Source organism: Bradyrhizobium altum (assembly GCF_020889705.1).
GTDB classification, from domain to species: domain Bacteria; phylum Pseudomonadota; class Alphaproteobacteria; order Rhizobiales; family Xanthobacteraceae; genus Bradyrhizobium; species Bradyrhizobium altum.
Window position 1 is genome coordinate 1 of sequence record NZ_JACMYP010000124.1, and the last position, 25,690, is coordinate 25,690.

Below are 25,690 nucleotides of genomic sequence, written 5' to 3' on the forward strand. Positions count from 1 at the left end.
TACCGATCAGGTTCGATTCTACAGAATTGACGGCAATAAGCTGTACATCGAGACTGCGCCGTTCTCCGCACCTACGTTCGGAGGGTCGAAGGTGCGGGGTATTCTCGTCTGGGAGCGGGCGAATTAGGACGAAGCTTCGAAGTTCGCTACATGTCCGCTTCGGGTCCCATAGCTGACGGTCTTCATGACAATCGGGAATGTCGGCTCTTCGAGGTGAACCGGAAGTCCCCGGTTCGGTCGCTATGGGCGGCCTTTGACCCAAAAGGGACATCTATTCAATTCCAAGTCCAGTTCGTTTGTGTGAGGATGCCGGCGTAAACACTTTGATCGACCATTGAATGGAAACTCTGTGACAAATGATTCACCGCCCATCGTCAACTCCTATTCCGTTCACGAAGACCAATTGAAATGGTTTGACGTTCCCCTCGTAGCGGGAGGGAAAGCAGCGTTGCTCCACGGCGATCCTACCAAAGCCGGAACTGTGGTTTTACGATTTAAGTTTCCACCTAACCGACAGACGCCACCGCACAGGCATCCCTATGCGGAATACACTACGATCCTGAGTGGCAAGGTATATTACGGCGAGGGGGAAAAATTTGACGCCTCCAATCCTGAAATTGGAAAGGCCGGCACATTCGCTATCGTACCCGCTGGCCAAGCGCATTTCGTATGGACGTTGGACGAAGAAGCCATCGTTCAACTTCAATTTGAGGGACCCTCGAAGACAATTTTTGTCGACCGAGCGGATGAGCCTGAACACAAGTAGCTACTAACAACGATGTCGTCTGTTGGCCCTGGGCGGACATTCACCAAGGCATCGCCGATGTCGGCTTTTGAGAGCGACACGGACCTCGCTATCCCCGCTCGCATACACCGGATTTTTGAGTACACACCCTGTTCTCTCGCGTTTTAGCGCGGCGCCGTCACAAATCAGAAACACGAATTCTCAATCCGCGCATCGAAACGACGTGCGGGGGCGGTCTGTGCAGTTGCATACTTGCGTTCGCCGCGGTGCCTCGTTTACGACGCGCGAGCGGAAGCGCTGGGCTTCCCGTTGATTTCAAAATACTTGCCCATGGAGATTGCGATGAAGATCACTGCCTCGATCATGCTTGCCGCTGCACTCGCGCTGTCGTCCGCGCCGGCCAACGCCACCGTGCTCGATCTCTCCACCATGACCTGCAAGCAATTCGTCGAAGGCGGCGACGACACCATCAAGATGGTGCTGGTCTGGATGGACGGCTGGTACAAGGGCGATTCCGACGAGGCGATCATCGACACCGACGTGTTCACCGAGAACGCCAGGAAGTTCGGCACCTATTGCGGAAAGAATCCGACCATCAGTATCGTCAACGCCGCCGAGGCCGTGCTCGGAAAGTAAGCCTCTTTGTTTGAGCATGATCTCCGCGCAAACGCCTTTGCGTTTGTCGCGAGGGAAAACCGCTTCGCACTTTTCCGGATCATGCTCTATCCCGGCAGCATCGCGAATGCGCTCGACACCATCGCCACCGGCTTGTTGTCGGTGGCGGAGGACAGCGTGACGCGGCCGAAGCTCATGGTGCGGCCGAGCCGGACCACGCGGGCGTCGGCCAGTACGTCGGAGGCGGTCACCGCGCGCATGAAGTGCGTGGTCTGGTCGACCGTCGTCATCGGACGATAGCCCTTGTTGGCCGCGAGGTTGGCCAGCACCATCGCGGTGTCGGCGAACGCCATCAGCGCCTGGCCGCAGACGATGCCGCCATTGCGGCACAACCGTTCGGAAAACGGCATGCGCAGGATCGCGCCGGGCTGCCAGTCGGCATCGCCGCCGGCGGGCGGTGCGATGTCGAACTGCTCGACCGCCAGATTGAGGTCCTGCACCCATGGCGCAAAGACGTCGCCGAGCACGCGCCGCGCGTCGTCGATTCCGAATTCACCGGCCTGCTGCATGACGTCCCGTTTCCTCCGCTGATGGTTTGCCATTTATCGCCTAGTTGCGCGTGACATGCACGCGTGGCGTCCTGCCGTCATTCCACTTGCCGTCGATCGTCCGTTCGATCTGGGCGGCGAGCTGCAACAACAGCCCGTCATCGGCCTGCTTTCCGATCGCCTGGATACCGAGCGGCAGGCCGTGTTCGTTGGTCGCGAGCGGCAGCGAGATCGCCGGGATGCCGCAGAGATTGGCGAGCGGCGTGAAGGCGAAGTTGCGCCAGAGATTGCCGAACCAGTCCAGCACCGACGGGTTGTCGCTGATGGTGAGATATTCCGTGGTGCCGATCTTCGGCGTCGGCAGCGCCGTGACCGGCGTCAGGATGATGTCCCAGTCCTCGAAGAAGGCGCCGAAGCCGCGCGCCGTGGTGTTGAACACCGCCTGCATGCGTGCGCGATCAGCGAAGCTGAAGTCGCGGCCATGCTCCCAGATGCGGATATTGATCGGCTCGATCAGGTCCGCCGGCGGCCGTTCCAGCCCGCGCGCGGCGAGCATGTTGCCGATCACGACGGCGAAATTGCTGATGTAGCAGGTGGTCTGCGCCGCGAAGGCTTCCGCGTAGTCGATCGCCGGCAGCGCGTAATCGACCTGATGGCCAAGGCCTTCGAGGAAGCGGCCGACCCGCTCGAGCTCGGCTGCAATGTGCGGCGTCGCGCGATAGTCGCCCCATGTGTGCGACAGCGCGATCCTGAGCCGGGCGGGATCGCGCGCGATCATCGCTGTATAGGGCTCCGGCGGTGTCCAGAACGGCATGAACTCGCCGGCCGCCGGGCCACGGCAGCTATCGACGAAGGCTGCGGTGTCGCGCACCGAGCGCGACTGGCAGCCCTGGATGGAGACGAGGCCTGTGAGATCGGACAGATGCGGCGCGAGCGAGAACACGCCGCGCGACACTTTCAGCCCGATATTGCCGTTGACGCCGGCGGGAATCCGGATCGAGCCGCCGCCGTCGGTCGCATGCGCGATCGGAACGGCGCCGGCGGCAACCATCGCCGCGCTGCCGGCCGACGAGCCGCAGGTGGTGTAGTCGGTGTTCCAGGGATTGCGCGTGACATAGACCGCGGGATTCTCGGCCGAGCTGCAGACCCCGAACTCCGGCGTGGTGGTGCGGCCGATCAAATTGAGACCGGCCTTGCGCAGCTTCGTAGTCAGGAAGGTGTCGGCCGCGGCGCGGTTGCCGCGCATCATCAGCGAACCCATTTCCTGCAGCCGGCCCTTGAGCGTCGGGCCGAGATCCTTCATCAGGAAGGGCAGGCCGGCGAACGGGCCGTTGAGATCGGCGCCGTCGCGCGCGGGATCGGCGATCACGTCGTCGAACAGCTCGACCACGCCGGAGAGCGCGGGATCGACCTTGGCTGTGGCGGCGGCAGCCTGCGCCGCCAGCTCCCTTGGCGTCAGCTCGCCGCTCCGGACGCGCTCGGCGAGCGCCGTCCCGTCGTGCCGCGTCCATTCGTCCCAGCTCATCGCCAAAGTCATGTCGTCGATTCCTTTTCTGCTTTGTTGCGCAGTGTAGTTTGGGGGGCCGCCCGGTCAAACCATCGCGCGGACGCTGCGCTCCGATGCGCTGGCGCTGCTGTCCGACGCGCTTGCGCTGCGTTGCAAGCACCGTGCCCGGCTTGAAAATGTCCCAGTTTTGGCGCCCAATCGCCCCTCGTCGGTGGTGGGGGCGTCCATGTTCCGCCGGTTGGTATTGCTGGGCGGCGTGATCGCGATCGGGCTTGCGCTTGGCGGCTGCACGCGATGCGGGCCGATCTGGGACGACTGGATGCAGTCGCCGAAATCCTGCAAGTCAGACCGTCTCTAGGGCAGGGACGGCCGCGCTTGGCGGCGGCTTTCTTGGGGTGATATACCGCTGACGAAAATGCAAGGAGCGTTCTTATGAGAGTTTTGAGCGCAGTTGCGGTTGCGGTGCTGCTGTCGGCGCCGGCCTATGCGCAAATGCCGAACGTCAATCTGATGCCTGAGGTCAAGACCAAGACCCAGGACGAGAAGGATCGGGACGCGATCAACGACAAGGCCTACAAGGACTCGTTGAGCAAGATTCCGGATGCCAAGGGATCGGCCGATCCCTGGGGCGCGGTGCGCAGCGATGCGCCGAAGGCAGCAGCCCATCCTCCCGCCAAGCCGAAGACCAAGACCGGGAGCTCCGCGCAGCCCGGAGGCTCCGCGCAGCGCAGCCAGTAAGCCCCGTTCGGGCCGGCTTCGCCGGTTTCCCGCAGACTCGGATTCTTGTGGCGGCGCCCCTATATTGGGGGCGTCGTCAGTTGGTCCGGAGTTGCGGCAATGGTGTTTCGTCCGCGCGATCTCGCCAGCCGGATGGCCGCGCGGCGCAAGCCGGATGACGGCTATCTGCGCGAGACCTTCAGCCTGCCGCGCGATCAGGCCCGCCTGCGGGCGCGCGACTTTCTCGAGCGCTACCCGAAGGCCGCCTATATGAGCGCCGTCGAGAGCTGGCGCGAGCTGCCCGGCGGCGACATCGAGTTCACGATGCGACGGCTGGCAAGCGCGGACTGAGACTTGCCGGCTTGCCGGACAGACTGCGCCTCAATCCTGATCGCGGTGCCCGCGGGTCGGTCCGAGCCCGAGATTGTTCAGCTCGCGGTCGATCCGCAGCTGCACGCGGCGGATCGCCAATAAGTCGAGCTTTGCTTCGGTCTTGCCCGTGAAGACCCGATCGCCGATCTGGAAATGCCATTTCCAGACGCCGGGCATGAGCTGCGTGACGCTGAATTCGACGCCCTTGTGAATCATCTGGAACGGTTCCGCGAATGAATGGCGGTCGTCGATATTTAAATCAAAGGTTGTACTAATGATTAACACTCGTCCAAGGATGGAGTGAATCGTCGCGCCCGTTTGGGCGTCGTTGCGGATCCCGAAGTGGATCCGTGCGCCGGCGGCGTCGCCTCGCCTCGCGATGCGCAATCACGCGCAATCAGTGCGTCGGCCGGACAAGCCAATGTTACGAACACTGCCGGAACCCGAGTCTTCCCTCGAACGCTACGTAGTTTTTTTGGACGTCAGGAGGGGTACCAAGGTAGTATGCAGATTGTGCCAATCGTGATCCGGCGTCGCCAAATCCTTCGGTAACTCGTTGATTATCTGATGAAGTCGAGACGAAGGCCGAGCAGCCTGCTCGCGGAACTTTGTTCTGCCCCGGAGAACTACGGATCGCGCTGGGCCGCTGCCCAAACGCTTCGACAATGGCTTCCGTCGCCGTGCTCGGATCCGCCCGGTTTCATTCGGGCTGATGCCTGACAGCACAACGCCGCCCGCTTGAAATGCTTGCGGACGGCGCTGGCCCTAGCCCCAGGAAGGTGTGCAAAATCCTGATAGCTGGGAGCCTATACAATTTGTGCCACAGCACATGTCCCAAATTGGCTATCACGGGCGATCGGTCGGGACGGCTCGGCCTCAGCGCTTCGCCGTGTTGGCGCCACCGATGGCGCCGGGCGTCACGCGCGAGCGCGCCAGACGCTAGCGATGGCAAATGAGGACAGTCTGGTTCCGGCATCGGAACACCGTGTTCTTCCGGAGTCCACATAGATTGTGGAAAACTCTAGTCTCATCGTTGCCGGGGCTGGACATTTCATCCCGATCTTATTTTCGAGAATTTTCCCGGTAAGGGGTCGCGGCGTGAGCGACCCCTTTCGATTCGGCGGAGCGGCGAAGCGGCCCCGGCATCGATCTCCAAGGGCGCTCGGCCGTTTCTTTGGATTGAAGTGAGGACGCCTTTCCAACCCTCAGAACTACCCCAAGCTGAGCGCGAGCCGCGAGATCGATGAGATCATGCTGGAGGCACTTGAGGATTAGGTGAAGCGCCAGAAGAAGCCGCCAACTGAGGCGGCCTAGCTATTGTCGTTCAAGCCTCCGCGCCGACGAAAATATCGAACGCCTCGTAAGCCTGCTGCGGCGTCTTTCCTTCCCTGAATGCGTTTTCGAAACTGAAGATCGCATCCGCTAGGAGGAATTCATCCGGAACAGGAAACAGGGTGCGAAGTTCGGCGAGCCAACTCGCGTAAGAGGGCGGGTTGAACTTGCCCAAGGTGTAGTTGTCGCTGAATGAGCTGCGCATTTAGGTCGAAACCCTCAGGCCGGGCGAGGAAAGCCACTCGCTGATGTGCGATGCGGTCTCAATCTGGCGTGCTCTCCGGATCAACCTCTCACGCTCGATACCTGGCGGAGTGCCCCTCGCTTGCTTGCGAAGTCGCTCTGCCTCATCGGCAAGGCGGTTGTGGAGAGGTTCGGCTTCGGGCTGGTAACGGCGGCGTTGCTGCATGGCGCTGCTCCTCTGTTTGCAGAAGGCGGGAGCGCGTGATGGCGTTCTCATCACCGATAGGGGCCAACAAGGCGGTGCGGTGATCGGGTAACTTTCGCATGTCAGGTAGCCGACATGCTGGTCAATACAGACCACATCGGCAAAAGTTAATGGCTTTCAAAGGGGCGACTTTTCGCAATCAGTTCCCGTGGCAAGTGACATGCGCCAACGGGGAAGAACGCATGAAGGCCACGTCAGACGGATCTTCGGTCAACAGCTCGAAATGGAACTTTGAGGAAGAGGCCGCCAACTGAGGCGGCCTCACTCTCTTAATCGCTTCACGTTGAAGGAAAAACTCACTTGCATCACGGGGCCATCGGTATCCCGAACCTCGATTGCCATCTGGTGAGCGTCGCCATGTTGGGTAATTTGTCGGGCCGCGTCCCTGGCCATATCCGCCAGCGAACGAGCGGCCTCTTCCTGCACGCGCTCGATGTTTGGCAGTTCCATCCCCTCCTCGTCCGAGGCGATCTCGTCGCCGTCCCGGATGTCGAAATAGTAGCGGCGCATTCCATGCCCCAAAACTGAAATCGATGAAGGGATAAACGCCCAAAACGGGCACCGTTCCTTTAGTGGGTTAGAACCGCTCAAAGCTACGCCGCCCAGGAACTTCGTTCCCCCACGGAGAACCCCGGTAACACTTCTTCCCTGTGGATGGAGAACAGTTGGCGCACCTCGCGAAGGGTGCCAGCTTTCGTCTCATCGTGAGCGGCAACATTGGCGTGAAAGAGATCGAGCGCCTGATTCAGAAGCTCGAAATCGATAAGGAAATTCTCGCCGAATCAAGACAGCAAAGAGGCCGCCAACTGAGGCCTCATGATGGACCGGACCGAGCGCGTAATCCTACTATTGCTTTTGCTGTCGCTGTTGACGGCAGCTAGCGCCTTCGCCTTGTAGGGCCGCCAACTGAGGCGGCCTTATTCTGACCCGCTACAAGACGCAGGCGCTCACCACCGCGACGAGTAGACCTGCGCTAAAAATCGCCACGCTAAGACAGATGCGCGCTGGGACTGAATATGAGTCGAGATGAGGCTGCTGGATCACGCTGCGCTCCCTTGTCTCTGGGCGGGAGCGCTAACCGGGCGTTCTCATCACCGATAGGTTGCCACGGGCTGGGCGGTGACAAATCGTTAATACGCCCGGAACCCAGCGGTTCCTAGTTAATTCGGAACTTGCTGCCGAATAAGGGAACGTTTGGCTGTCAAACGGAACTGATGGGGTCAGAACATTTGCTGGGCCCCTCATTGATGGCAGAACCAGCACTTGAGCCAGAACCGGAGCCGCAGCCCGTGCCAAGCCAACAGGCTGATTTGTTCGGCCATCCAAAATGAAAGAGGCCGCCTCAGTTGGCGGCCTCTGGTTAAGCGGCCCCAGCAACCTTGGGGGGCCTGTGATGGCTTTGGGATGCTGGGACCATCTACCAGCCCCTTGCGAGTGGGAGGGGCGGGTCCTCAATCCACGCCGAACACAGCAAATGCTGCGATGGCGACGGGGCAAAGCCCCAATATGATGACGCCGACGCGGAACAGCACTTCTGACAAAGCGCACCCCCACCTAAAGAGGACCACTTAGGATAAGGCGGGAACTGCGCTGAGGCCTAGTGCACTTTGTGCCATCTGCTCTTTTTAGGCGAGCACGACCGCCAAAAAGATCAGCGCGACAAGCGCGATTGAAGCGACTCCTGCGATGGTGACCCAGTCCCATTTCATGCGGGACAAGGTGGCTAGCTTCCCAACGCGATCTTTGACCCAAGTCAAAAGCGTGCGCTTAGTGAGAAGAACTTATTGCGCCCGCTCGAAAGTGATGGGCCCAGAACATCCGATGGGCGACTCAGTAGTCCTACCGAGAACATCGGCCAAGCCTTAGTTGCCGTTCGCTTAATTCAAAACAGGCCACTCTCAAATTCAAACTAGGCCACTAGGGGTTAAAACAGGCCAGCACCGCATCGTTCGAAAGAACATATTGCGAACGAAGAACAAACATGGTACACAGGTTCCTATCAACAACGTATTCCGCCCGATCCCATCGCCCGTTTTCCCGCTAGCGAATCCCCGCCATAAGGAGCACATCCCAAATGTCCGCCACTGCACTGCGTATCGTCGAAGGATCCTCCATGGACAAGTCCAAGGCCCTCTCAGCCGCGCTCTCCCAGATCGAGCGGCAGTTCGGCAAGGGCTCGGTGATGAAGCTCGGCAAGAACGACCGTTCGATGGATGTCGAGACGGTGTCGTCAGGGTCGCTGGGGCTCGACATTGCGCTCGGCGTCGGCGGTCTGCCGAAGGGACGTGTCGTCGAGATCTACGGGCCGGAATCGTCGGGCAAGACCACGCTGGCGCTGCACACCGTGGCGGAAGGCCAGAAGAAGGGCGGCATCTGCGCCTTCATCGACGCCGAACACGCGCTCGATCCGGTCTATGCGCGCAAACTCGGCGTCAACATCGACGAGCTCCTGATCTCGCAGCCCGATACCGGCGAGCAGGCGCTGGAGATTTGCGACACGCTGGTGCGCTCCGGTGCGGTCGACGTGCTGGTGATCGATTCGGTCGCGGCGCTTGTGCCGAAGGCCGAGCTCGAGGGCGAGATGGGCGATGCGCTGCCGGGCCTGCAGGCGCGCCTGATGAGCCAGGCGCTGCGCAAGCTCACCGCCTCGATCAACAAGTCCCACACCATGGTGATCTTCATCAACCAGATCCGCATGAAGATCGGCGTGATGTACGGCTCGCCGGAGACCACGACCGGCGGCAACGCGCTGAAATTCTATGCCTCGGTTCGCCTCGACATCCGCCGCATCGGCGCGATCAAGGAGCGCGACGAGGTGGTCGGCAACACCACCCGCGTCAAGGTGGTGAAGAACAAGCTGGCACCGCCCTTCAAGCAGGTCGAGTTCGACATCATGTACGGCGAGGGCGTCTCCAAGATGGGCGAGATCCTCGACCTCGGCGTCAAGGCCGGAATCGTCGAGAAGTCAGGCGCCTGGTTCTCGTATGACAGCCAGCGGCTCGGCCAGGGCCGCGAGAACTCCAAGGCGTTCCTGAAGGCGAATCCCGACATCACCGCCAAGATCGAAGCCGCGATCCGCCAGAACTCCGGCCTGATCGCCGAGCAGATCCTTGCCGGTACGCCCGAGCGCGATGCCGACGGGGAAGAGCCGGCGGCCGCTGAGGAATAAGCTTCAGGCTGGCACGATTTCGCTGCAAGCGGGCGCTGAGGACGTTGAGTTGCCGACGTCTTCGGCGCCCGTTTGGTTTTGTAGCCGGTGTTCAGTGAGTTGAAGCGGTGAAGCGCCTGATCTTGGGTAATCCATCCGGGCTCGACCTGAAACGCGCAGGTCTGGGCGACGCGGTGCTTCCGCTTTCATTTCGCTTCGCCTGGGGCGTGCTGCCTTCGCCACAAGAGCTGGCGGCCTATTTCAGCGTGCGAGCGGGCCAGAAGCCGGGGAATCATTGGTCGGATTGGATTTCCCCGTCCGCGAAGCGCGCGACTTGGAAGGACCTCGCGTTCAACGATTATTGCCAGTCGTTCGACATCATCGAATTGTGGTTTGACCCTGACCCAAACGATCAGCTGCAGTTGATCTGGGTGCTCGACCAGTTTCATGCTCAGCCGGACATGTTAGCGAAGCTGAAATTGCGTCTCGTCGGCTTCAGCCTGCTAACGATGGACCCGGCATGGCGCGGTTGGAACGAGGTCCCGCTGGCTAACATCCGAGCTGTGGATATCGAGACCGCAAGCATGTGCTGGCAGGCGTATCGGGCGACAACTCCGCAGACGTGCTTCGATGTGGTGCACCGCGACCTGAGTGCATTTCCCTTGCTGAGGCCGGCCCTGCTTGATCTGCTTCGTGAGCTGCCATGGAGCAGATCTGGCCTTGGCGCGACCGAGATGCGGTTGCTGGAGCTGATCGCGGCAGGGTTCATGGGGACCAACGCGCTGTTCTACCTCCGCGGCTTTCGCCAGCGCGGCGTCTTCAACGACATGGAAATCGGCAGGCTGCTCGAAGGCCTTGCACATGGACCGCGGCCGGCGATCGCCGGGCTCGACGATGGCTTGCGCTCTATCGAGCCGGAAAATGCGAGAGCTCGCCTGGAGGCCTTTCAGCGAAGCCGCTTGTCCGTGACGGCGTTTGGCAAGGCGGTGCTCGCCCACGAGGCGGACTTCACCGATCACAATCCGATCAATCGCTGGTGGGGCGGCACGCATCTCACCAACGACAACCTTTGGCGCTGGAATCCGGCGTTGACTGGCCATAGCACGTAGCGGGAGCCGCGCGCATCGTGACAAGTTTGATCCTTGCGACAAACGATCTCGCGAGCTTTCGCCTGAGACAGGCGCGAAGGGCGGATATCGTCGTCGGGTTGAGGCCACGCTTCGTTTGGAGGAAAATGCCCTCGCCAGCTGACCTCGCGACCCTCCTGGAAGTGCGTTCCGCAAAGCATGTCGATTTCGACACGCATTGGCTCGACTTCGCCAGTTCGAGACGGACTGGCTCGATCGGTCGGGACGTCGGTCTTGTCGAGTTCTGCGAGCGTTGCGACAGCGTCGAGTTATGGGCTCATCCCCGGCCGAATGACCAGCTGGTGCTGGTCTGGTTGCTCGACGCCGGCGCTGCGTGGGCGGCTTGGGGCGCATCAACGCCGGAAGCCTGGTTCAATCTGTTGACTCAGGATCCAGAAGCACTTCCGCAATTGCGCAGCTCAGTCGTCGCGCTCCTGGAAGAGCTTCCCTCGCGTGGCTCGGGGCTCGGCGCAACGGAAATGCGGATGCTGGAGTTGCTCTCGGCGGGACATGTCCGTCCGTACGATTTGTTTCCCGGGCACGAGAAACTCCGCCCCCGGCGGACGTTCGATTATTGGGAAACGGGGGCCTTACTGGACGGGCTGGCTCGCTGTCCGGTGCCTGCCATCTCCGGCCTCGACGACGGGCCGTTCGATCTCGACATGCACGAGGACCCGGAACGTCACCAACGCTACAAGCGAAGCAGGCTCGCGCTGACCGGCCTCGGCAGGGTAATCGTCGCGGGCGCTGGCGACTTCAGCCAGTACAATCCAATCCATCGCTGGTGGGGCGGCACGGAGTTGACCAATGACCGGCTATGGCGCTGGGACGCCGAGAGCCGCACTTTGGTCACCCCGTAAGGCCTGCATCTACGCCAGCGCCTTTTCGCGGCTCGCGATCAGCGCGCGCAGATCCTCCGTCACGGCGACCGACTGGTGGGTCTTCTGGTCGGTCGCGACCCAGATGATCTCGCCGGTGGCGCGCAGGTCGTCGGAGCCCTTGGCGAAGATCGCGAGAGTAAGCACGATCGAGGAGCGGCCGATCTTCGCGACCCGCACGCAGACCTCGATGTCCTCGTCGAACCGGATCGGCGCCTTGTACTCGACCACCGATTTCACGGTGTGAAAGTCGATGCCGGTCCGTGCGACCTCGCCGAGATAGTCGTAGCCGAGCGCGCGGAAGTACTCGGTGATCGCGGTGTCGAAATAGGTCAGGTAGTGCGCGTTGAACACCACGGCCTGCGCGTCGATCTCGGAATAGCGGACGCGAAACGGGAAATGAAACCAGAATTCCTCGCGCATGTTTCCTCCTGCGGCGGTATTGCTCGCCGTCGTTCGCCCGCAGTCTCGTCGGGCCTTATGATTGCCGGACCGTAGGATGGGTTTCGCTGCGCTCTACCCATCCTACAATAGGGCTAGAGCAATAGCCGCTTTACTCCGCCGCCTGCGCGTAATCCTCGATCGGCGGGCACGAGCAAACCAGATTGCGGTCGCCGTAGACATTGTCGACGCGGCCGACCGGGCTCCAATACTTGTCGGACCGCGACACGCCGGCCGGGAAGCAACCCTCAGCGCGGCTGTAGGCCCGGTTCCAGGCGTCGTCGGCGATGTCGTGGACGGTGTGTGGCGCGTGGCGCAGCGGCGACGCTTCGACCTTCCAGCGGCCTTTCTCGATCTCCGCGATCTCGCCCCGGATCGCGATCATGGCGTCGCAGAAGCGGTCGATCTCGAACTTCGATTCCGATTCCGTCGGCTCGATCATCAGCGTGCCCGCCACCGGAAAGCTCATGGTCGGCGCGTGGAAGCCGTAGTCGATCAGCCGCTTGGCGATGTCGTCCACGGTGACGCCGCTGGTCGTCTTCAGCGCCCGCGGGTCGACGATGCATTCATGCGCGACGCGGCCGCGCTCGTTGCGATACAGCACCGGGAAGTGCGGCTGCAGCCGTGCGGCGATGTAGTTGGCATTGAGGATCGCAACCTCAGTGGCGCGCGTGAGCCCTTCGCCGCCCATCATCAGGATGTAGATGTAGGAGATGGTCAGGATCGACGCCGAGCCGAACGGCGCGGCCGACACCGGGCCGATGGCGTGTGCCGTCGCGCCGTCGGTTGCGGGATGACCCGGGAGATAGGGCGCAAGATGCGCCTTCACGCCGATCGGGCCCATGCCGGGGCCGCCGCCGCCATGCGGGATGCAGAAGGTCTTGTGCAGATTGAGATGGCTGACGTCGGCGCCGTAATCGCCGGGCCGCGACAGCCCGACCTGCGCATTCATGTTGGCACCGTCGAGATAGACCTGGCCGCCATGCGTATGCACGATGTCGCAGATTTCGCTGATATGCTCCTCGAACACGCCGTGGGTCGACGGATAGGTGATCATCACAGCGGCGAGATTGGCCGAATGCTTCTCCGCCTTGGCGCGAAGATCGTTGACGTCGACGTCGCCGCGCGCATCGCAGGCCACCACCACCACGTCCATGCCGACCATCGCGGCCGAGGCCGGATTGGTGCCGTGCGCGGAGGAGGGGATCAGGCAGACCTTGCGGTGCGGCTCGCCGCGCGCGAGGTGATAGCCACGGATCGCCAGCAACCCGGCATATTCGCCCTGCGCGCCGGAATTCGGCTGCAGCGAGATCGCGTCATAGCCGGTGATGTCGCACAGCCACTGCTCCAGCCGCTTGAACAGCGCGTGGTAGCCCTTGGCCTGATCTGAGGGGGCGAACGGATGCAGATTGCCGAACGCCGGCCAGGTCAGCGGGATCATCTCGGTGGTGGCGTTGAGCTTCATCGTGCAGGAGCCGAGCGGGATCATCGCGCGGTCGAGCGCGAGATCGCGATCACTGAGCTTGCGCATGTAGCGCAGCAGCTCGGTCTCCGAGCGGTGGGTGTTGAACACCGGGTGGGTGAGGAATGCGCTGGTGCGGCGCAGCTCCTTCGGTAGCGCCTCGCGCGCGGCCGCCTCGATCTCGGCAAAGCTGAGCTTGCCGCCGAACACGCGCCACACCGCCTCGACGGTCTCCGGCGTCGTGGTCTCGTCGAGCGCGATGCCGAGCGTGGTCGCGCCGATGCGCAGATTGATCCGCTCCGCCAGCGCGCGGGAGGCGATCTCGATCTGTTTTGCTCCGGCCTCGACCGTCACGGTGTCGAAGAATGCCTCGCTGGTCGGCGCAAAGCCGAGCTTGCGCAAGCCCGCGGCGAGCACGGTGGCGCGGCGATGCACGCCGCGTGCGATGTGGGTCAGGCCCTCGGGGCCGTGATACACCGCATACATCGAGGCGATCACGGCGAGCAGCACCTGCGCGGTGCAGATGTTGGAGGTCGCCTTCTCGCGGCGGATATGCTGCTCGCGGGTCTGCAGCGCGAGGCGATAGGCCGGTGCACCGCGCGAATCCACCGAAAGGCCGACGATGCGGCCGGGCAGCGAGCGCTTCAGCGTGTCGCGCACCGCCATGTAGGCGGCGTGCGGTCCGCCATAACCCATCGGCACGCCGAAGCGCTGCGCCGAGCCGATTGCGATGTCGGCACCGAGCTCGCCGGGCGAGGCCAGCAGGGCCAGCGACAGCAGGTCGGCGGCGACGATCGCAAGCGCACCCTTGGCGCGCAGCGATGCGATCGCCGGCCGGAGGTCGCGCACTGCGCCTGTCGTCCCGGGATATTGCAGCAGCGCGCCGAGTACGTCGGCCTTGTCGAGCTCGGTCAGGGGATCGCCGACCACCAGCGCCCAACCCAATGGGGCGGCGCGCGTGCGCATCACCGCCAGCGTCTGCGGATGCACCTCCTTGTCGACGAAGAACACCTTTGCCTTCACCTGCGAATGGCGCTCGGCGAGCGCCATTGCTTCGGCGGCCGCGGTCGCCTCATCGAGCAGCGAGGCGTTGGCGACGTCGAGCCCGGTGAGATCGCAGATCATGGTCTGGAAGTTGAACAGGGCTTCGAGCCGCCCCTGGCTGATCTCCGGCTGATACGGCGTATAGGCGGTGTACCAGGCCGGGTTCTCCAGGATGTTGCGCTGGATCACCGCCGGCAGGATGGTGCCGGAATAGCCCTGGCCAATCAGCGAGGTGAACACCTGGTTCTGCGCGGCGAGCTCGCTCATATGCGCGAGCGCTTCGGTTTCGCTCAGCGCCCGGCCGAGATCGAGCGGCGCCTTCTGAAGGATCGACGCCGGCAGCGTCTCATTCATCAGCGCCTGCAGGCTCGCGGCGCCGACCGTTTCCAGCATCGCGTCGACGTCGCGCGGTGATGGTCCGATGTGTCGGCGGACGAAATCGGTGGCGGCTTCGTTGATCGGCTTGAAGGGCGCGTTCATGGGCTAATCCTTGGGGTGATCCTCAGGCGGTGTGCGCGGCGTAGGCGGCCTCGTCCATCAGGCCGCCGAGCTCGCCTTTGTCGGCAATCTTCAGCTTGAAGAACCAGGCCTTGCCGCCGGCATCCGAATTGACCAGCGCGGGCTCGGCCGCGAGCGCCTCGTTGACCTCGATCACCTCGCCGGTGATCGGCGCGTAGACGTCGGAGGCGGCCTTGACGGATTCGACGACGGCGGCGGCCTCGGCCTTCTTCAGGCTGCGGCCGACCTTGGGCAGTTCGACGAACACGACGTCGCCGAGCTGCGACTGCGCGTAATCGGTGATGCCAATCGTGGCGACGTCGCCCTCGATGCGGAGCCATTCGTGGTCGGACGTGTACAGCGTCGTCATGGGGATCGATCCTTTGGCGTTTAGCGTTTGTAGGTATTGGGAACGAAGGGCGTTGCGGCGACCTTGAGCGGTAGCCGCTGGCCGCGCACTTCGGCGAAAACGGTGGTGCCGACGGCGGAGAGGGCGGTGGGCAGATAGCCCATCGCAACCGGCGCATTGAGGCTCGGGCCAAAGCCGCCCGAGGTCACCTTGCCGATTGGCTCGGTCGAGGTCGGATCGGCGAACAGGGCAGCGCCTTCGCGCACCGGCGCGCGGCCGTCGGGCTTCAACCCGACGCGGCGGCGAGCGGCGCCGTCGGCGAATTGCGCGAGGATCTTGTCGGCGCCCGGAAAACCGCCGGCGCGGACGCCGCCGCTGCGGCGAACCTTCTGCACCGACCATTCCAGCGCGCCTTCGACCGGGGTCGTCGTGGTGTCGATGTCATGGCCATAGAGGCAAAGCCCGGCCTCGAGCCGCAGGCTGTCGCGCGCACCGAGCCCGATCGGAAGTACATCGGGATTGTCCAGCAGTGCGGTGACCAGGGCCTCCGCCTTGTCTGCGGGCACGGAAATCTCAAAACCGTCCTCGCCGGTATAGCCGGAGCGCGAGACGAAGCAGTCGATGTCATTGAGGCGGCGCGGACCGGCGTCCATGAATTTCATCGAACTGACATCTGGACAGAGTTTCGCCAGCGCCGATTCGGCTTTCGGCCCCTGCAGCGCGATCAGCGCGCGGTCGGCCAGCGACACGATCTCGCAGGCATCGGAGAGATGCGCGCGCAGATGCGCCTCGTCCTCGGCCTTGCAGGCGGCGTTGACCACCAGAAACAGGTGATCGCCGAAATTCGCCACCATCAGGTCGTCGAGCAGGCCGCCGTCGTCGTTGGTGAATTGCGCGTAGCGCTGCCGTCCCGGCGCGATGCCGACGATGTCCTGCGGCACCAGTTTTTCCAGCGCGAGCGCCGCGTCGCCGACCTTGCCGGATTTGGCCTTCAGCACGAGCTGTCCCATGTGGGACACGTCGAACAGGCCGGCTTCCTTGCGGGTGTGCAGGTGCTCCTTCAGCACGCCGGCGGTGTATTGCACCGGCATGTCATAGCCGGCGAACGGCACCATCTTGGCGCCGCGCGCCAGATGCAGCGCGTGCAGCGGGGTCTGTTTCAGCGGGAAAGTTTCGCGCGCAGACATCACAGGGCCCTCGCGGTTCCCGCAGGGGACCTATTTCCCCTTGAGAAACCTGCAGAAAGCCCCATCTGTCGCTGTGCCTGAGAGTATTATCCCGTCGGCGGACGCATCGGGGAGAACCCCAGCGCCTCTTTCCAGATGTTAGACGTCACGCGGTCCTTTTGCCTGAGAGTTTCCGGGGCGGTTGCTCCTTCGGCGCCGGCGGTAAGGCCGGTCTCTCCCGACGTGACTAATAACAGGTAGGTAGAAAACACGGCGCCACCAAGACTGTCAACGCAGCTCTCGCGGCTATCCAATGGGCTTTGTGCTGCCGCGGCAAGCCCATGATCCGCCTGCACAGTTTCTGGACACCGCAGCTGGCAATGTCTAAAAGCGTTCGGCCGGAAAATGACGCCTTTTTGCGGCTGGCCGGCCCCTTTTTCCGATTGGATGAACATGAGCAGCGTCAACGACATCAGGTCGACATTTCTTAACTTCTTCAAGGAGAACGGCCACGAGATCGTAGCGTCGTCGCCGCTGGTTCCGCGCAACGACCCGACCCTGATGTTCACCAATGCCGGCATGGTGCAGTTCAAGAACGTCTTCACCGGCGTCGAGAAGCGCGGCTATCAGCGCGCCACGACGTCGCAGAAGTGCGTCCGCGCCGGCGGCAAGCATAACGACCTCGACAATGTCGGCTACACCGCGCGCCATCTCACTTTCTTCGAGATGCTCGGCAACTTCTCGTTCGGCGATTACTTCAAGGAGCGCGCGATCGAGCTCGCCTGGAATCTGATCACCAAGGATTTCGGGCTGAAGAAGGACAAGCTGCTCGTCACCGTCTACCACACCGATGACGAGGCGGCGGGCTACTGGAAGAAGATCGCGGGCTTCTCGGACGATCGCATCATCCGCATCGCGACCTCGGACAATTTCTGGGCGATGGGCGATACCGGCCCGTGCGGTCCGTGCTCCGAGATCTTCATCGATCGCGGCGAGCATATCTGGGGCGGACCTCCGGGCAGCCCGGAGGAGGACGGCGATCGCTTCCTCGAATTCTGGAATCTGGTGTTCATGCAGTACGAGCAGGTGACGAAGGAGGAGCGCGTGGCGCTGCCGCGTCCCTCGATCGACACCGGCATGGGGCTGGAGCGCATGGCCTGCATCCTGCAGGGCGTCGAGAGCGTGTTCGAGACCGATCTGTTCCGCCATCTGATCGATGCGGCCGCTTCGGCCCTCGGCCATGGGCCGAACGCGCAGAACGTGGCGTCGTACCGGGTGATGGCCGACCATCTGCGCTCCTCGGCGTTCCTGATTGCCGACGGCGTGCTGCCGTCGAACGAGGGCCGCGGCTACGTGCTGCGCCGGATCATGCGCCGCGCGATGCGCCACGCGCAGCTCTTGGGCGCGAGCGAGCCGCTGATGCATCGCCTGGTCTGGGCGCTGGTCCGCGAGATGGGCCAGGCCTATCCGGACCTGGTGCGCGCGGAGAAGCTGATCGAGGAGACGCTGCAGCTGGAAGAGACCCGCTTCCGCAAGACGCTGGTACGCGGCCTGTCGATCCTCGACGAGAAGAGCGCAGGCCTCAAGAAGGGCGACATGTTCGACGGCGACACCGCGTTCACGCTGTACGACACTTATGGATTCCCGCTGGACCTGACGCAGGATGCGCTGAAGTCGCGCGGCATCAGCGTCGACCAGGCCTCGTTCACCGATGCGATGAACCGCCAGCGCGAGAAAGCGCGCGCTTCCTGGGCAGGCTCTGGCGAGGCGGCGACCGAGACCATCTGGTTCCCGCTGCGCGAGAAGCTCGGCGCAACCGAATTCCTCGGCTATGAGACCGAGAGCGCGGAAGGCGTGGTGACGGCATTGGTCAAGGACGGCGCCGAGGTTGACGGCCTCAAGGCCGGCGAAAGCGGCGCGATCGTGCTGAACCAGACGCCGTTCTATGCCGAGTCCGGTGGTCAGGTCGGCGACGTCGGCATCCTCACCGGCGAGGGCGTCAAGTTCCGCGTTACCGACATGCAGAAGAAGGCCGGCGACCTGTTCGTGCATGTCGGCACGGTGGAGCAGGGCACCCTGAACGTCGGCACCGCGCTGCAGCTCGAGGTCGACCACGCCAGGCGTTCGTCGATCCGCGCCAATCACTCGGCGACGCATCTGCTGCACGAGGCGCTGCGCCAGGTGCTCGGCGATCACATCGCGCAACGCGGCTCGCTGGTCGCGCCCGATCGCCTGCGCTTCGATTTCGTGCATCCGAAGCCGATCACGCCGGAAGAGCTCGCCCGGGTCGAGGACATCGCCAACGACGTCGTGCTCGAGAATGACGAGGTGACGACCCGCGTCATGGGTGTCGACGACGCCCGCGAGGCCGGTGCGCGCGCACTGTTCGGCGAGAAATACGGCGACGAGGTTCGCGTCGTCTCGATGGGCAAGAGCGCCCGCGAGCACGGCCAGAACGCGCTCGGCTGGTCGGTCGAGCTCTGCGGCGGCACCCATGTTCGCCGCACCGGCGACATCGGCCTGATTTCGGTGACCAGCGAGAGCGCGGTCGCCTCCGGCGTCCGCCGCATCGAGGCGCTGACCGGACATCATGCGCGCAGGCACGCCAATGACACCATGACGCTGGCGAAGACCGCGGCGGCCGAACTGCGCACCACGATCGAGGATGTGCCGGCGCGCATCGCGGCTCTGATGGAGGAGCGCAAGAAACTCGAGCGCGACCTGTCGGATGCCCGCAAGAAGCTCGCGATGGGCGGCGCAGCGTCGTCGAACAGTGCCGCCTCCGGCGTTCGCGAGGTCGGCAACGTCAAGCTGCTCGCGCGCGCGGTCGAGGGCGTCGAGACCAAGGACCTGAAGAGCCTGGTCGACGACGGCAAGAAGCAGATTGGCTCCGGTGTGGTCGCGATCGTCGGCGTCACCGAGGACGGCAAGGCCGGCATCGTGGTCGGCGTCACCGCTGACCTGACCTCGCGCTTCAACGCGGTCGAGCTGGTGCGCAAGGGCTCCGAGGTGCTCGGCGGCAAGGGCGGCGGCGGCCGGCCCGACATGGCGCAGGCCGGCGGCCCCGACGGGGCCAAGGCCGATGCCGCGCTATCGGCGATCGAACAGGCCATGACTCAACAGGCATCGGCCGGCGCCTGACGGAGAGGCTGATCGTGGCGACGGCTCCGCTCAAGCCCACGATCAGCGATCCCGGACTGCGGGAGCGTCTCTACGAGCTGCTCGAGCAGGACCACCTGCCATATTCGGTCGGCGCGCGATTTGTCCGGCTTGTCGTCGCGATCATCACCGTCGACGTGCTGGCGGCGATCTTGGCGTCGGTGCCCGAGATTGATGCCCAGTTCTGGTGGCTGTTCACGGCGATCGAGATCACCGCGGTGACCGCCTTCGCGCTGGAATATGCCGCGCGGCTCTGGAGCGTGGTCGGCCGCTCGCTGCGCGACATGACGCCGTTGCAGGCGCGGCTGGAATACGCCTTCTCGGCGCTCGGCGTGATCGATCTGCTCGCCTTCCTGCCGTCGGCCATCGCGCTTGCGATCGGTGACAAGACCGCGCTGGTGCTGTTCGGCATGCTGCCGTTCCTCAAGCTGGTGCGGTATTCGACCGCGATGCGCTCGCTGCTGGCGGCGCTGCATGCCGAGCGGCGCACGCTGTTCGGCTGCGTCGTGATCCTGACCGGCGCGGTGCTGCTGTTCGCCTCGCTGCTCTATGCCATCGAGCACAAGGTGCAGCCGGACAAGTTCGGCACCATGCCGCAGGCGATGTGGTGGGCGATCGTGACGCTCGGCACCGTCGGTTACGGCGACGTCGTCCCGGTGACGCCGCTCGGCCGGATGGTCACGGTGGTTGCGATCGTGGTCGGGTTTGCGATGATCGCGCTGCCGGTCGCGATCGTCTCGACCGCGTTCGCCGATGAGGTGCGGCGCCGCGACTTCGTCGTGACCTGGGGCATGCTGGCGCGGGTGCCGCTGTTCTCGCATCTCAACGCCGCCGATATCGCCGACATCATGCGCCTGCTGCGGTCGCAGACGATCGAGGCCGGCGAGGTGCTGGTGCGGCGCGGCGACGCAGCGTCGTCGATGTATTTCATCACCGCCGGCGAGGTCGAGATCGACCTGCCGAGCCAGCGGGTGCGGCTCGCCGACGGCTCGTTCTTCGGCGAGATCGCGCTGCTCCGGCGGACCAACCGCTCCGGCACGGTGACGGCGATGCGGAAGACCAAGCTGCTGCTGCTCGATGCGCAGGACTTCCATGCCCTGATCGAGCGGATGCCGGCGCTCGCCGCGCATGTCAGGGAGACGGCGGAGGCGCGGCTCGCCGATCCGCTCGCGGCCGGTGGCGACCTTGCCGCCGGCGAGATCGCCCAGGCGCCGCACGAGACCGACGGCGGCATCCGCGACTAGCGCATTTCGGTTCTGATTGAATCAGAACCGAAGCTCCAGATTCTTGTTCTGACGCGTTTTCTTCACGCGAAACGGTATCCACTTCGCTCGAAAACGCTCTAGTCTCTCCGCAGGAACACGTAATCCGCCGAATACGCCGCGCTCTTCAGTGCGCCTGATTTGTCGCAGGCGCCGCTGAGTTCGCCGCCCGAGGTGTTGATCCGCTGCACGGTGGCGACGCTCGTGAGCAGGCCGTTGCCGCGGTGGGAGATCACCTCGAGCTTCAGCCAGGGAATGTCCGCTGGCGTTGCGCCGGGCGCGCTGCCGGCGGTGCGGGCGGTCACGGCGCTGCCGTCGACATGCTCCCAGTTCGGACCGGCATAGTGCCGGCCGACGGTGCGGCCACCGGCGATCAGGGTGGCAACCGGTTCGCGGAACGACCAGGCGAGCTTGCCGTCGGTGACCGGCTTGCACTCATAGACCTGCACGCCCTCGGCATGGGCGGTGAGGACCGCGGTCTCGTCGGGCGCCGCAACGGGGGCGGGCAGCGGATCGGCAGCGAGTGCCGCCGATCCGGTCAGCAACAAGGATGCGAGCGTCACCCGGCCGGGAAAGGTCATGGTCACGCTCGCTATTGTGTTCGGCAACAGCCGGCCGTCAGGCCGCCATCGCCTTTCCGAGATTCTCGGCGACCTTGTCGAGGAAGCCGGTGGTGGAGAGCCAGCGCTGGTCGGCGCCGACCAGGAGCGCGAGGTCCTTGGTCATGTAGCCTTCTTCGACGGTCGCGACGCAGACCTTCTCCAGGGTGGTGGCGAACTTCGCCAGTTCCGGGTTGTTGTCGAGCTTGGCGCGGTGGGCCAGGCCACGGGTCCAGGCAAAGATCGACGCGATCGAGTTGGTCGAGGTCTCCTTGCCCTTCTGGTGCTCGCGGTAATGGCGGGTCACGGTGCCGTGGGCGGCTTCGGCTTCCACCGTCTTGCCGTCCGGGGTGAGCAGCACCGAGGTCATCAGGCCGAGCGAGCCGTAGCCTTGGGCCACGGTGTCGGACTGCACGTCGCCGTCATAGTTCTTGCAGGCCCAGACATAGCCGCCGGACCATTTCAGCGCCGAGGCCACCATGTCGTCGATCAGGCGGTGCTCATAGGTCAGGCCCTTGGCCTCGAATTCCTTCTTGAACTCGCGGTCGTAGATGTCCTGGAAGATGTCCTTGAAGCGGCCGTCATAGACCTTGAGGATGGTGTTCTTGGTCGAGAGGTAGACCGGGTAGTTGCGCAGCAGGCCGTAGTTGAGCGAGGCGCGGGCGAAATCGATGATGGAGTCGTCGAGATTGTACATCTCCATCGCGACGCCGGCGCCGGGCGCCTTGAACACTTCCCGCTCGATCACGGTGCCGTCCTCGCCGACGAACTTCAGCGACAGCGTGCCCTTGCCGGGGAACTTGATGTCGGTGGCGCGGTACTGGTCGCCATAGGCGTGGCGGCCGATGATGATCGGCTTGGTCCAGCCGGGAACCAGGCGCGGCACGTTCTTGCAGATGATCGGCTCGCGGAAGATCACGCCGCCGAGGATGTTGCGGATGGTGCCGTTGGGCGACTTCCACATCTGCTTCAGGCCGAACTCCTTCACCCGGGCCTCGTCGGGGGTGATGGTGGCGCATTTGACGCCGACGCCGACCTTCTTGATGGCTTCGGCGGCGTCGATGGTCACCTGGTCATTGGTCTCATCGCGGTATTCCATGCCCAGATCGAAATAGAGCAGTTCGACATCCAGGAACGGGTTGATCAGCTTGTCCTTGATGTACTGCCAGATGATCCGGGTCATCTCGTCGCCATCGAGCTCGACGACGGGGTTGGATACCTTGATTTTTGCCATGACGGGGAGGCCCTCTTGGGAACGGCGCGCTTTTGACGGCGGGGGTGGAATACGCCTGCGCTATAGCACCGCCCGGGGACGGGCGGAAGCGCACCGGTTATGCACTTTCAGCCCATCTTTTCACCGAGAACCGCCATTCTGACGGCGGCTCTCGCTCCTTGTCCTGGACGGGTTTTCCTCACCCGAACCCCTCTAAAACGGGACCTGTGTGGCGGTCCCGGCCACGATGTACCAGGTCACGAACAGGCCCGCGATCAGGGCGCCCGGCAGGCTCGATCCGGTCCGCCGCCAGGTGAAGGTCGCGATCACGGCCACGATCGCCAAGAGTGGCACGAACTGGATCGCAACGATGGTCGAGAGCGGCACGAAACTGGGGTCCGGGATCGGGTTGAACAGCTTTCCGGTCAGCCACAGCGTGCCGTATTGTAGCACCAGCAACACGATGAAACCGAACGTCAGCGCCAGGATGTTGGTCAGGTACAGCGCCCCGCGCGGCGCGCCCATGGTCGAGAAATTCCGGTGCAGCACGTCCAGCGCCACCACGAAAAACGCCGTGAACGGAATCAGATAGATCAGGAAGATGAGGAATTGCTTCGCGCTCATCAACTTGAGTGCGACGATCCAGAACCTGAAGTCGATCTTGAACGCGAGGTCGGCAAGCCAGAGCGCGGCGTAGCCAACCGCAACCGAGGCGACCGCGATCACGACGGATTGACCGACCAGGCCGGCCCGGCTGGCGCGCTTCGGGGCGAACCCCATCAGGGCCAGCGTGATCAGGCCGTTGATGATGGCCCAGACCAGGATCTGGTTGGTGATGCCCTGCGGCAGGAATGCGCTCGGGGTGACGGCAGTGCCGCCCAGCGCAAACGCCGGGTAATAGGTCAGCGCGGGGATGAAGGCGGACAGGATGAACGCCGCGGTCCAGCGCCGGCCTTTGGCGGCCGCGTGCGCCGGCATGGTGCCGTCGGCAACCGCCGGCAGCCGCAGGCGGGAGAACATCGGCGCTTCCAGCAGCCCGTCGAACGTCCCGATCACAAGCGCGACGAAGCCGATCAACGCGATCAGGGTGGCGAGCTCCTTCCGGAACCAGATCTGGTCGTCGACCGGACGCGGGGTCCCGCCTTTCAGCGTCTTGGCGAACCAGTCGAGGCTGTAGCCGATCGCCTCATGCGAGATGTGCTCGGCCGGATGGGTCATCGCGGGGGTGTACAGCACCCGCGCGCTGCTGGCGGCCGGGTCGCCATAGACCTTGCCCGGCTCGACCGCGCCTTGCGTGCCGAACAGCGCCCAGAGCTTTGGGCTCTTGGTGACGTCGCGGGCGAGGTCGACGCCCCACATCAGGGTGGAGAATTCCTCGTACTGGGCGAACACCAGCGCGGTGTTGCGCGGCCAACTCGCGGTGCCTTCGGCGGCGAACGGCTTGCCGGTGGACGAGCCCTCCAGCACCATCGACTTGTAGTCGTTCGGCATCGCGGCAGCCGCAGCCAGCACGGTCCAGCCGCCCATCGAATGGCCCTCGAGCCCGATGTTCTCCTTGTCGACGAATGGCAGGCTGCGGAGATAGGCAAGGCCGTCAGGTCCGCCAAAGCCGTTGGCGAAGGAGGGCGGGTCGCTGTAGCCGTGGCCGGTCTGGTCGAGCGCCAGCACGACATAGCCGCGGCGGGCGAACTCGATGGCGAAGCCGTCCTGGGTCTCCCGCGAATTGATGTAGCCGTGGACCGCGAGGATGCCTGGCGCCGGAATCTGCGGCGTGGCATTCGACGGGATGTAGAGCAGGGCGCTCATGGTGTTGCCCTTGGCGCCTTTGAACCTGACATCCTCGATCCGGATGCCGCCTGCGGTCTGCGTGAGGTGGGCGAGCAGGCCCCCCGCCACGATCAAGACCACGCCCACAATCGCCAGCGTCCATCTGCCCCGCATCATCGTCCCCCCCAAGTGCTTCGACCCAAGTGCCTCGCCGTTCAAGCGGCGTCTCAAGCGTGCCTTTACAGCTTCGCTTTGGTTGTGGTTGATAGCCTATCCGAAGGCGAAGCGCGCGCAAGCGGCAGTCTTCGCTCCGTGCGATTGGGATTCCGATTGAGGATTCGCAAACGCCGCTAACCCTGTTATCTCCTTGGAGAAAATGGTCCCGCGCAAAACCGGTGCAAAGCTGGTTGCGCCGCCCTGCATGAGAGTTTGAATCAGGCGCTTCGGAAGCTGATTCAAAATCTTCAGACCTTGAATCAGAAAGTGAATTGAGATGTCCGGCACCGACAAGACCAAGGCAGGGCACGACCTTGCCGGTCCCGTCGTCATCCTGGTCGAGCCGCAGCTTGGCGAGAACATCGGCATGGCCGCGCGCGCGATGGGCAACTTCGCGCTGACCCGGATGCGCATCGTCAATCCGCGTGACGGCTGGCCGAATGTCGCCGCCCAGCGCGCAGCCGCCGGCGCCGACCACATCATCGGTTCCGTCGAATTGTTCGACACGGTCGAGCAAGCGATCGCCGATCTCACGCTGGTGTTCGCGACCACCGCCCGTGCCCACGACCAGGCCAAGCCGGTGGTCGGGCCGGAAGGCGCGGCAAACGAGATCGTTGGCCATGTCGCCTCCGGCGGCGGGGCCGGCATCCTGTTCGGGCGGGAGCGCTCCGGCCTGACCAATGAGGAGGTCGCGCTCGCCAACCGCATCATCACCTTTCCGGTCAACCCGGGCTTCGCATCGCTCAACCTCGCGCAGGCGGTGCTCTTGATGGGGTACGAATGGTTCAAGCTCTCGACCACCGGCGCACTGCCGTTCGCGATGCCCGAGCGCTCCGAGCCGGCCTCCCAGCACCAGATGCAGGCCTTCTTCGACAACCTCGTTGCCGAGCTCGACAAGGTCGAGTTCCTGCGTCCGGCGGAGAAGCGCGACACCATGCTGGTGAACCTGCGCAACATCTTCACCCGAATGGACCCGACCAAGCAGGACATGCACACGCTCCATGGAGTCGTGATGGCGATCGCTGAGGGCTGCAAGGGGCCGGCCAAGGGCGGCGTGCTCGACGGCGCCCAGGCCAC

24 protein-coding genes and 1 riboswitch are annotated in these 25,690 nt (G+C 63.8%); of the genes, 12 read left to right on the forward strand and 12 right to left on the reverse strand.

Annotated features, from left to right (window positions below; genetic code table 11):
- Positions 1-349: 349 nt before the first annotated feature.
- Both H8B02_RS26650 and H8B02_RS26655 read left to right on the forward strand, forming a co-directional pair.
- A complete protein-coding gene (locus tag H8B02_RS26650; RefSeq protein ID WP_229168981.1) occupies positions 350-766 on the forward strand; it encodes a cupin domain-containing protein in 417 nt (138 codons plus the stop codon).
- Positions 767-1,087: 321 nt separating this feature from the next.
- The gene (locus tag H8B02_RS26655) at positions 1,088-1,381 is read left to right on the forward strand and encodes an HdeA/HdeB family chaperone (RefSeq protein ID WP_229168982.1); all 294 of its coding nucleotides are present in this window, start codon (positions 1,088-1,090) and stop codon (positions 1,379-1,381) included.
- Positions 1,382-1,467: 86 nt separating this feature from the next.
- Here the strand turns inward: H8B02_RS26655 and H8B02_RS26660 are convergent, their stop codons facing one another.
- Both H8B02_RS26660 and H8B02_RS26665 read right to left on the reverse strand, forming a co-directional pair.
- Positions 1,468-1,929, reverse strand: a complete 462-nt coding sequence (locus H8B02_RS26660) for a PaaI family thioesterase (protein WP_229168983.1) — start codon at positions 1,927-1,929, stop codon at positions 1,468-1,470.
- 40 nt (positions 1,930-1,969) lie between these two features.
- Positions 1,970-3,445 carry an amidase gene (locus H8B02_RS26665; RefSeq protein WP_229168984.1) on the reverse strand — a complete coding sequence of 492 codons (1,476 nt, stop codon included), beginning with the start codon at positions 3,443-3,445 and terminating at the stop codon, positions 1,970-1,972.
- 196 nt (positions 3,446-3,641) lie between these two features.
- Here H8B02_RS26665 and H8B02_RS26670 point away from each other — a divergent pair, with 196 nt between their 5' ends.
- From H8B02_RS26670 to H8B02_RS26680, 3 genes are all read left to right on the forward strand, one after another.
- A complete protein-coding gene (locus H8B02_RS26670) occupies positions 3,642-3,773 on the forward strand; it encodes a peptidylprolyl isomerase (protein ID WP_229168985.1) in 132 nt (43 codons plus the stop codon).
- Between the two features lie 74 nt (positions 3,774-3,847).
- Positions 3,848-4,153, forward strand: coding sequence for a hypothetical protein (locus H8B02_RS26675; RefSeq protein ID WP_212310005.1), 306 nt, complete (start codon positions 3,848-3,850; stop codon positions 4,151-4,153).
- Between the two features lie 99 nt (positions 4,154-4,252).
- Entirely contained in the window at positions 4,253-4,483 is a 231-nt protein-coding gene (locus tag H8B02_RS26680) for a hypothetical protein (protein ID WP_173637510.1), read from the forward strand.
- A gap of 30 nt (positions 4,484-4,513) precedes the next feature.
- On the opposite strand, the gene H8B02_RS26685 is transcribed toward H8B02_RS26680, so the two are convergent.
- The 3 genes from H8B02_RS26685 to H8B02_RS26700 form a co-directional block, all read right to left on the reverse strand.
- A complete protein-coding gene (locus tag H8B02_RS26685) occupies positions 4,514-4,720 on the reverse strand; it encodes a hypothetical protein (RefSeq protein WP_229168999.1) in 207 nt (68 codons plus the stop codon).
- Between the two features lie 1,108 nt (positions 4,721-5,828).
- Complete coding sequence (locus tag H8B02_RS26690) at positions 5,829-6,041, reverse strand: hypothetical protein (protein ID WP_229168986.1); 213 nt, start codon at positions 6,039-6,041, stop codon at positions 5,829-5,831.
- 504 nt (positions 6,042-6,545) lie between these two features.
- Positions 6,546-6,794 (reverse strand): DUF6894 family protein, encoded by a 249-nt coding sequence (locus H8B02_RS26700; RefSeq protein ID WP_229168988.1) that lies wholly within the window; start codon positions 6,792-6,794, stop codon positions 6,546-6,548.
- A gap of 155 nt (positions 6,795-6,949) precedes the next feature.
- Between H8B02_RS26700 and H8B02_RS26705 the strand changes: the two genes are divergently transcribed.
- The 4 genes from H8B02_RS26705 to H8B02_RS26720 all read left to right on the forward strand — a co-directional run bounded on the left by H8B02_RS26705 (position 6,950) and on the right by H8B02_RS26720 (position 11,419).
- The gene (locus tag H8B02_RS26705) at positions 6,950-7,165 is read left to right on the forward strand and encodes a hypothetical protein (RefSeq protein ID WP_229168989.1); all 216 of its coding nucleotides are present in this window, start codon (positions 6,950-6,952) and stop codon (positions 7,163-7,165) included.
- Positions 7,166-8,358: 1,193 nt separating this feature from the next.
- Positions 8,359-9,453 carry a recombinase RecA gene (gene recA, locus H8B02_RS26710; RefSeq protein WP_176530286.1) on the forward strand — a complete coding sequence of 365 codons (1,095 nt, stop codon included), beginning with the start codon at positions 8,359-8,361 and terminating at the stop codon, positions 9,451-9,453.
- Positions 9,454-9,560: 107 nt separating this feature from the next.
- The gene (locus tag H8B02_RS26715) at positions 9,561-10,541 is read left to right on the forward strand and encodes a hypothetical protein (protein ID WP_229168990.1); all 981 of its coding nucleotides are present in this window, start codon (positions 9,561-9,563) and stop codon (positions 10,539-10,541) included.
- A 125-nt stretch (positions 10,542-10,666) separates the two neighbouring features.
- Positions 10,667-11,419, forward strand: coding sequence for a hypothetical protein (locus tag H8B02_RS26720; protein ID WP_229168991.1), 753 nt, complete (start codon positions 10,667-10,669; stop codon positions 11,417-11,419).
- A gap of 9 nt (positions 11,420-11,428) precedes the next feature.
- Here H8B02_RS26720 and H8B02_RS26725 read toward each other — a convergent pair whose 3' ends face one another.
- The 4 genes from H8B02_RS26725 to gcvT form a co-directional block, all read right to left on the reverse strand.
- The gene (locus tag H8B02_RS26725; protein WP_229168992.1) at positions 11,429-11,860 is read right to left on the reverse strand and encodes an acyl-CoA thioesterase; all 432 of its coding nucleotides are present in this window, start codon (positions 11,858-11,860) and stop codon (positions 11,429-11,431) included.
- Positions 11,861-11,990: 130 nt separating this feature from the next.
- Positions 11,991-14,864: an aminomethyl-transferring glycine dehydrogenase gene (gene gcvP, locus H8B02_RS26730; RefSeq protein WP_229168993.1), complete on the reverse strand. Its 2,874-nt coding sequence runs from the start codon at positions 14,862-14,864 to the stop codon at positions 11,991-11,993.
- Between the two features lie 22 nt (positions 14,865-14,886).
- Positions 14,887-15,252 (reverse strand): glycine cleavage system protein GcvH, encoded by a 366-nt coding sequence (gene gcvH / locus H8B02_RS26735; RefSeq protein WP_021077888.1) that lies wholly within the window; start codon positions 15,250-15,252, stop codon positions 14,887-14,889.
- Between the two features lie 20 nt (positions 15,253-15,272).
- Positions 15,273-16,418 carry a glycine cleavage system aminomethyltransferase GcvT gene (gene gcvT / locus H8B02_RS26740; RefSeq protein WP_229168994.1) on the reverse strand — a complete coding sequence of 382 codons (1,146 nt, stop codon included), beginning with the start codon at positions 16,416-16,418 and terminating at the stop codon, positions 15,273-15,275.
- Between the two features lie 141 nt (positions 16,419-16,559).
- A riboswitch (glycine riboswitch) is annotated at positions 16,560-16,648 on the reverse strand.
- A 202-nt stretch (positions 16,649-16,850) separates the two neighbouring features.
- On the opposite strand from gcvT, the gene alaS reads away from it, so the two are divergent.
- Together alaS and H8B02_RS26750 are read left to right on the forward strand one after the other, a co-directional pair.
- Positions 16,851-19,538, forward strand: a complete 2,688-nt coding sequence (alaS, locus tag H8B02_RS26745) for an alanine--tRNA ligase (protein ID WP_229168995.1) — start codon at positions 16,851-16,853, stop codon at positions 19,536-19,538.
- Positions 19,539-19,549: 11 nt separating this feature from the next.
- Positions 19,550-20,800 (forward strand): cyclic nucleotide-gated ion channel, encoded by a 1,251-nt coding sequence (locus H8B02_RS26750; RefSeq protein ID WP_229169000.1) that lies wholly within the window; start codon positions 19,550-19,552, stop codon positions 20,798-20,800.
- Positions 20,801-20,898: 98 nt separating this feature from the next.
- Here H8B02_RS26750 and H8B02_RS26755 read toward each other — a convergent pair whose 3' ends face one another.
- The 3 genes from H8B02_RS26755 to H8B02_RS26765 form a co-directional block, all read right to left on the reverse strand.
- Positions 20,899-21,399 (reverse strand): DUF3455 domain-containing protein, encoded by a 501-nt coding sequence (locus H8B02_RS26755; RefSeq protein ID WP_229168996.1) that lies wholly within the window; start codon positions 21,397-21,399, stop codon positions 20,899-20,901.
- Between the two features lie 37 nt (positions 21,400-21,436).
- A complete protein-coding gene (locus H8B02_RS26760; protein ID WP_092115336.1) occupies positions 21,437-22,651 on the reverse strand; it encodes an NADP-dependent isocitrate dehydrogenase in 1,215 nt (404 codons plus the stop codon).
- Positions 22,652-22,843: 192 nt separating this feature from the next.
- Positions 22,844-24,574, reverse strand: a complete 1,731-nt coding sequence (locus H8B02_RS26765; protein WP_229168997.1) for an alpha/beta hydrolase family protein — start codon at positions 24,572-24,574, stop codon at positions 22,844-22,846.
- A 316-nt stretch (positions 24,575-24,890) separates the two neighbouring features.
- Here H8B02_RS26765 and H8B02_RS26770 point away from each other — a divergent pair.
- Positions 24,891-25,690 (forward strand): RNA methyltransferase (locus H8B02_RS26770; RefSeq protein WP_229168998.1); only part of this gene is annotated, 800 nt, incomplete at its 3' end.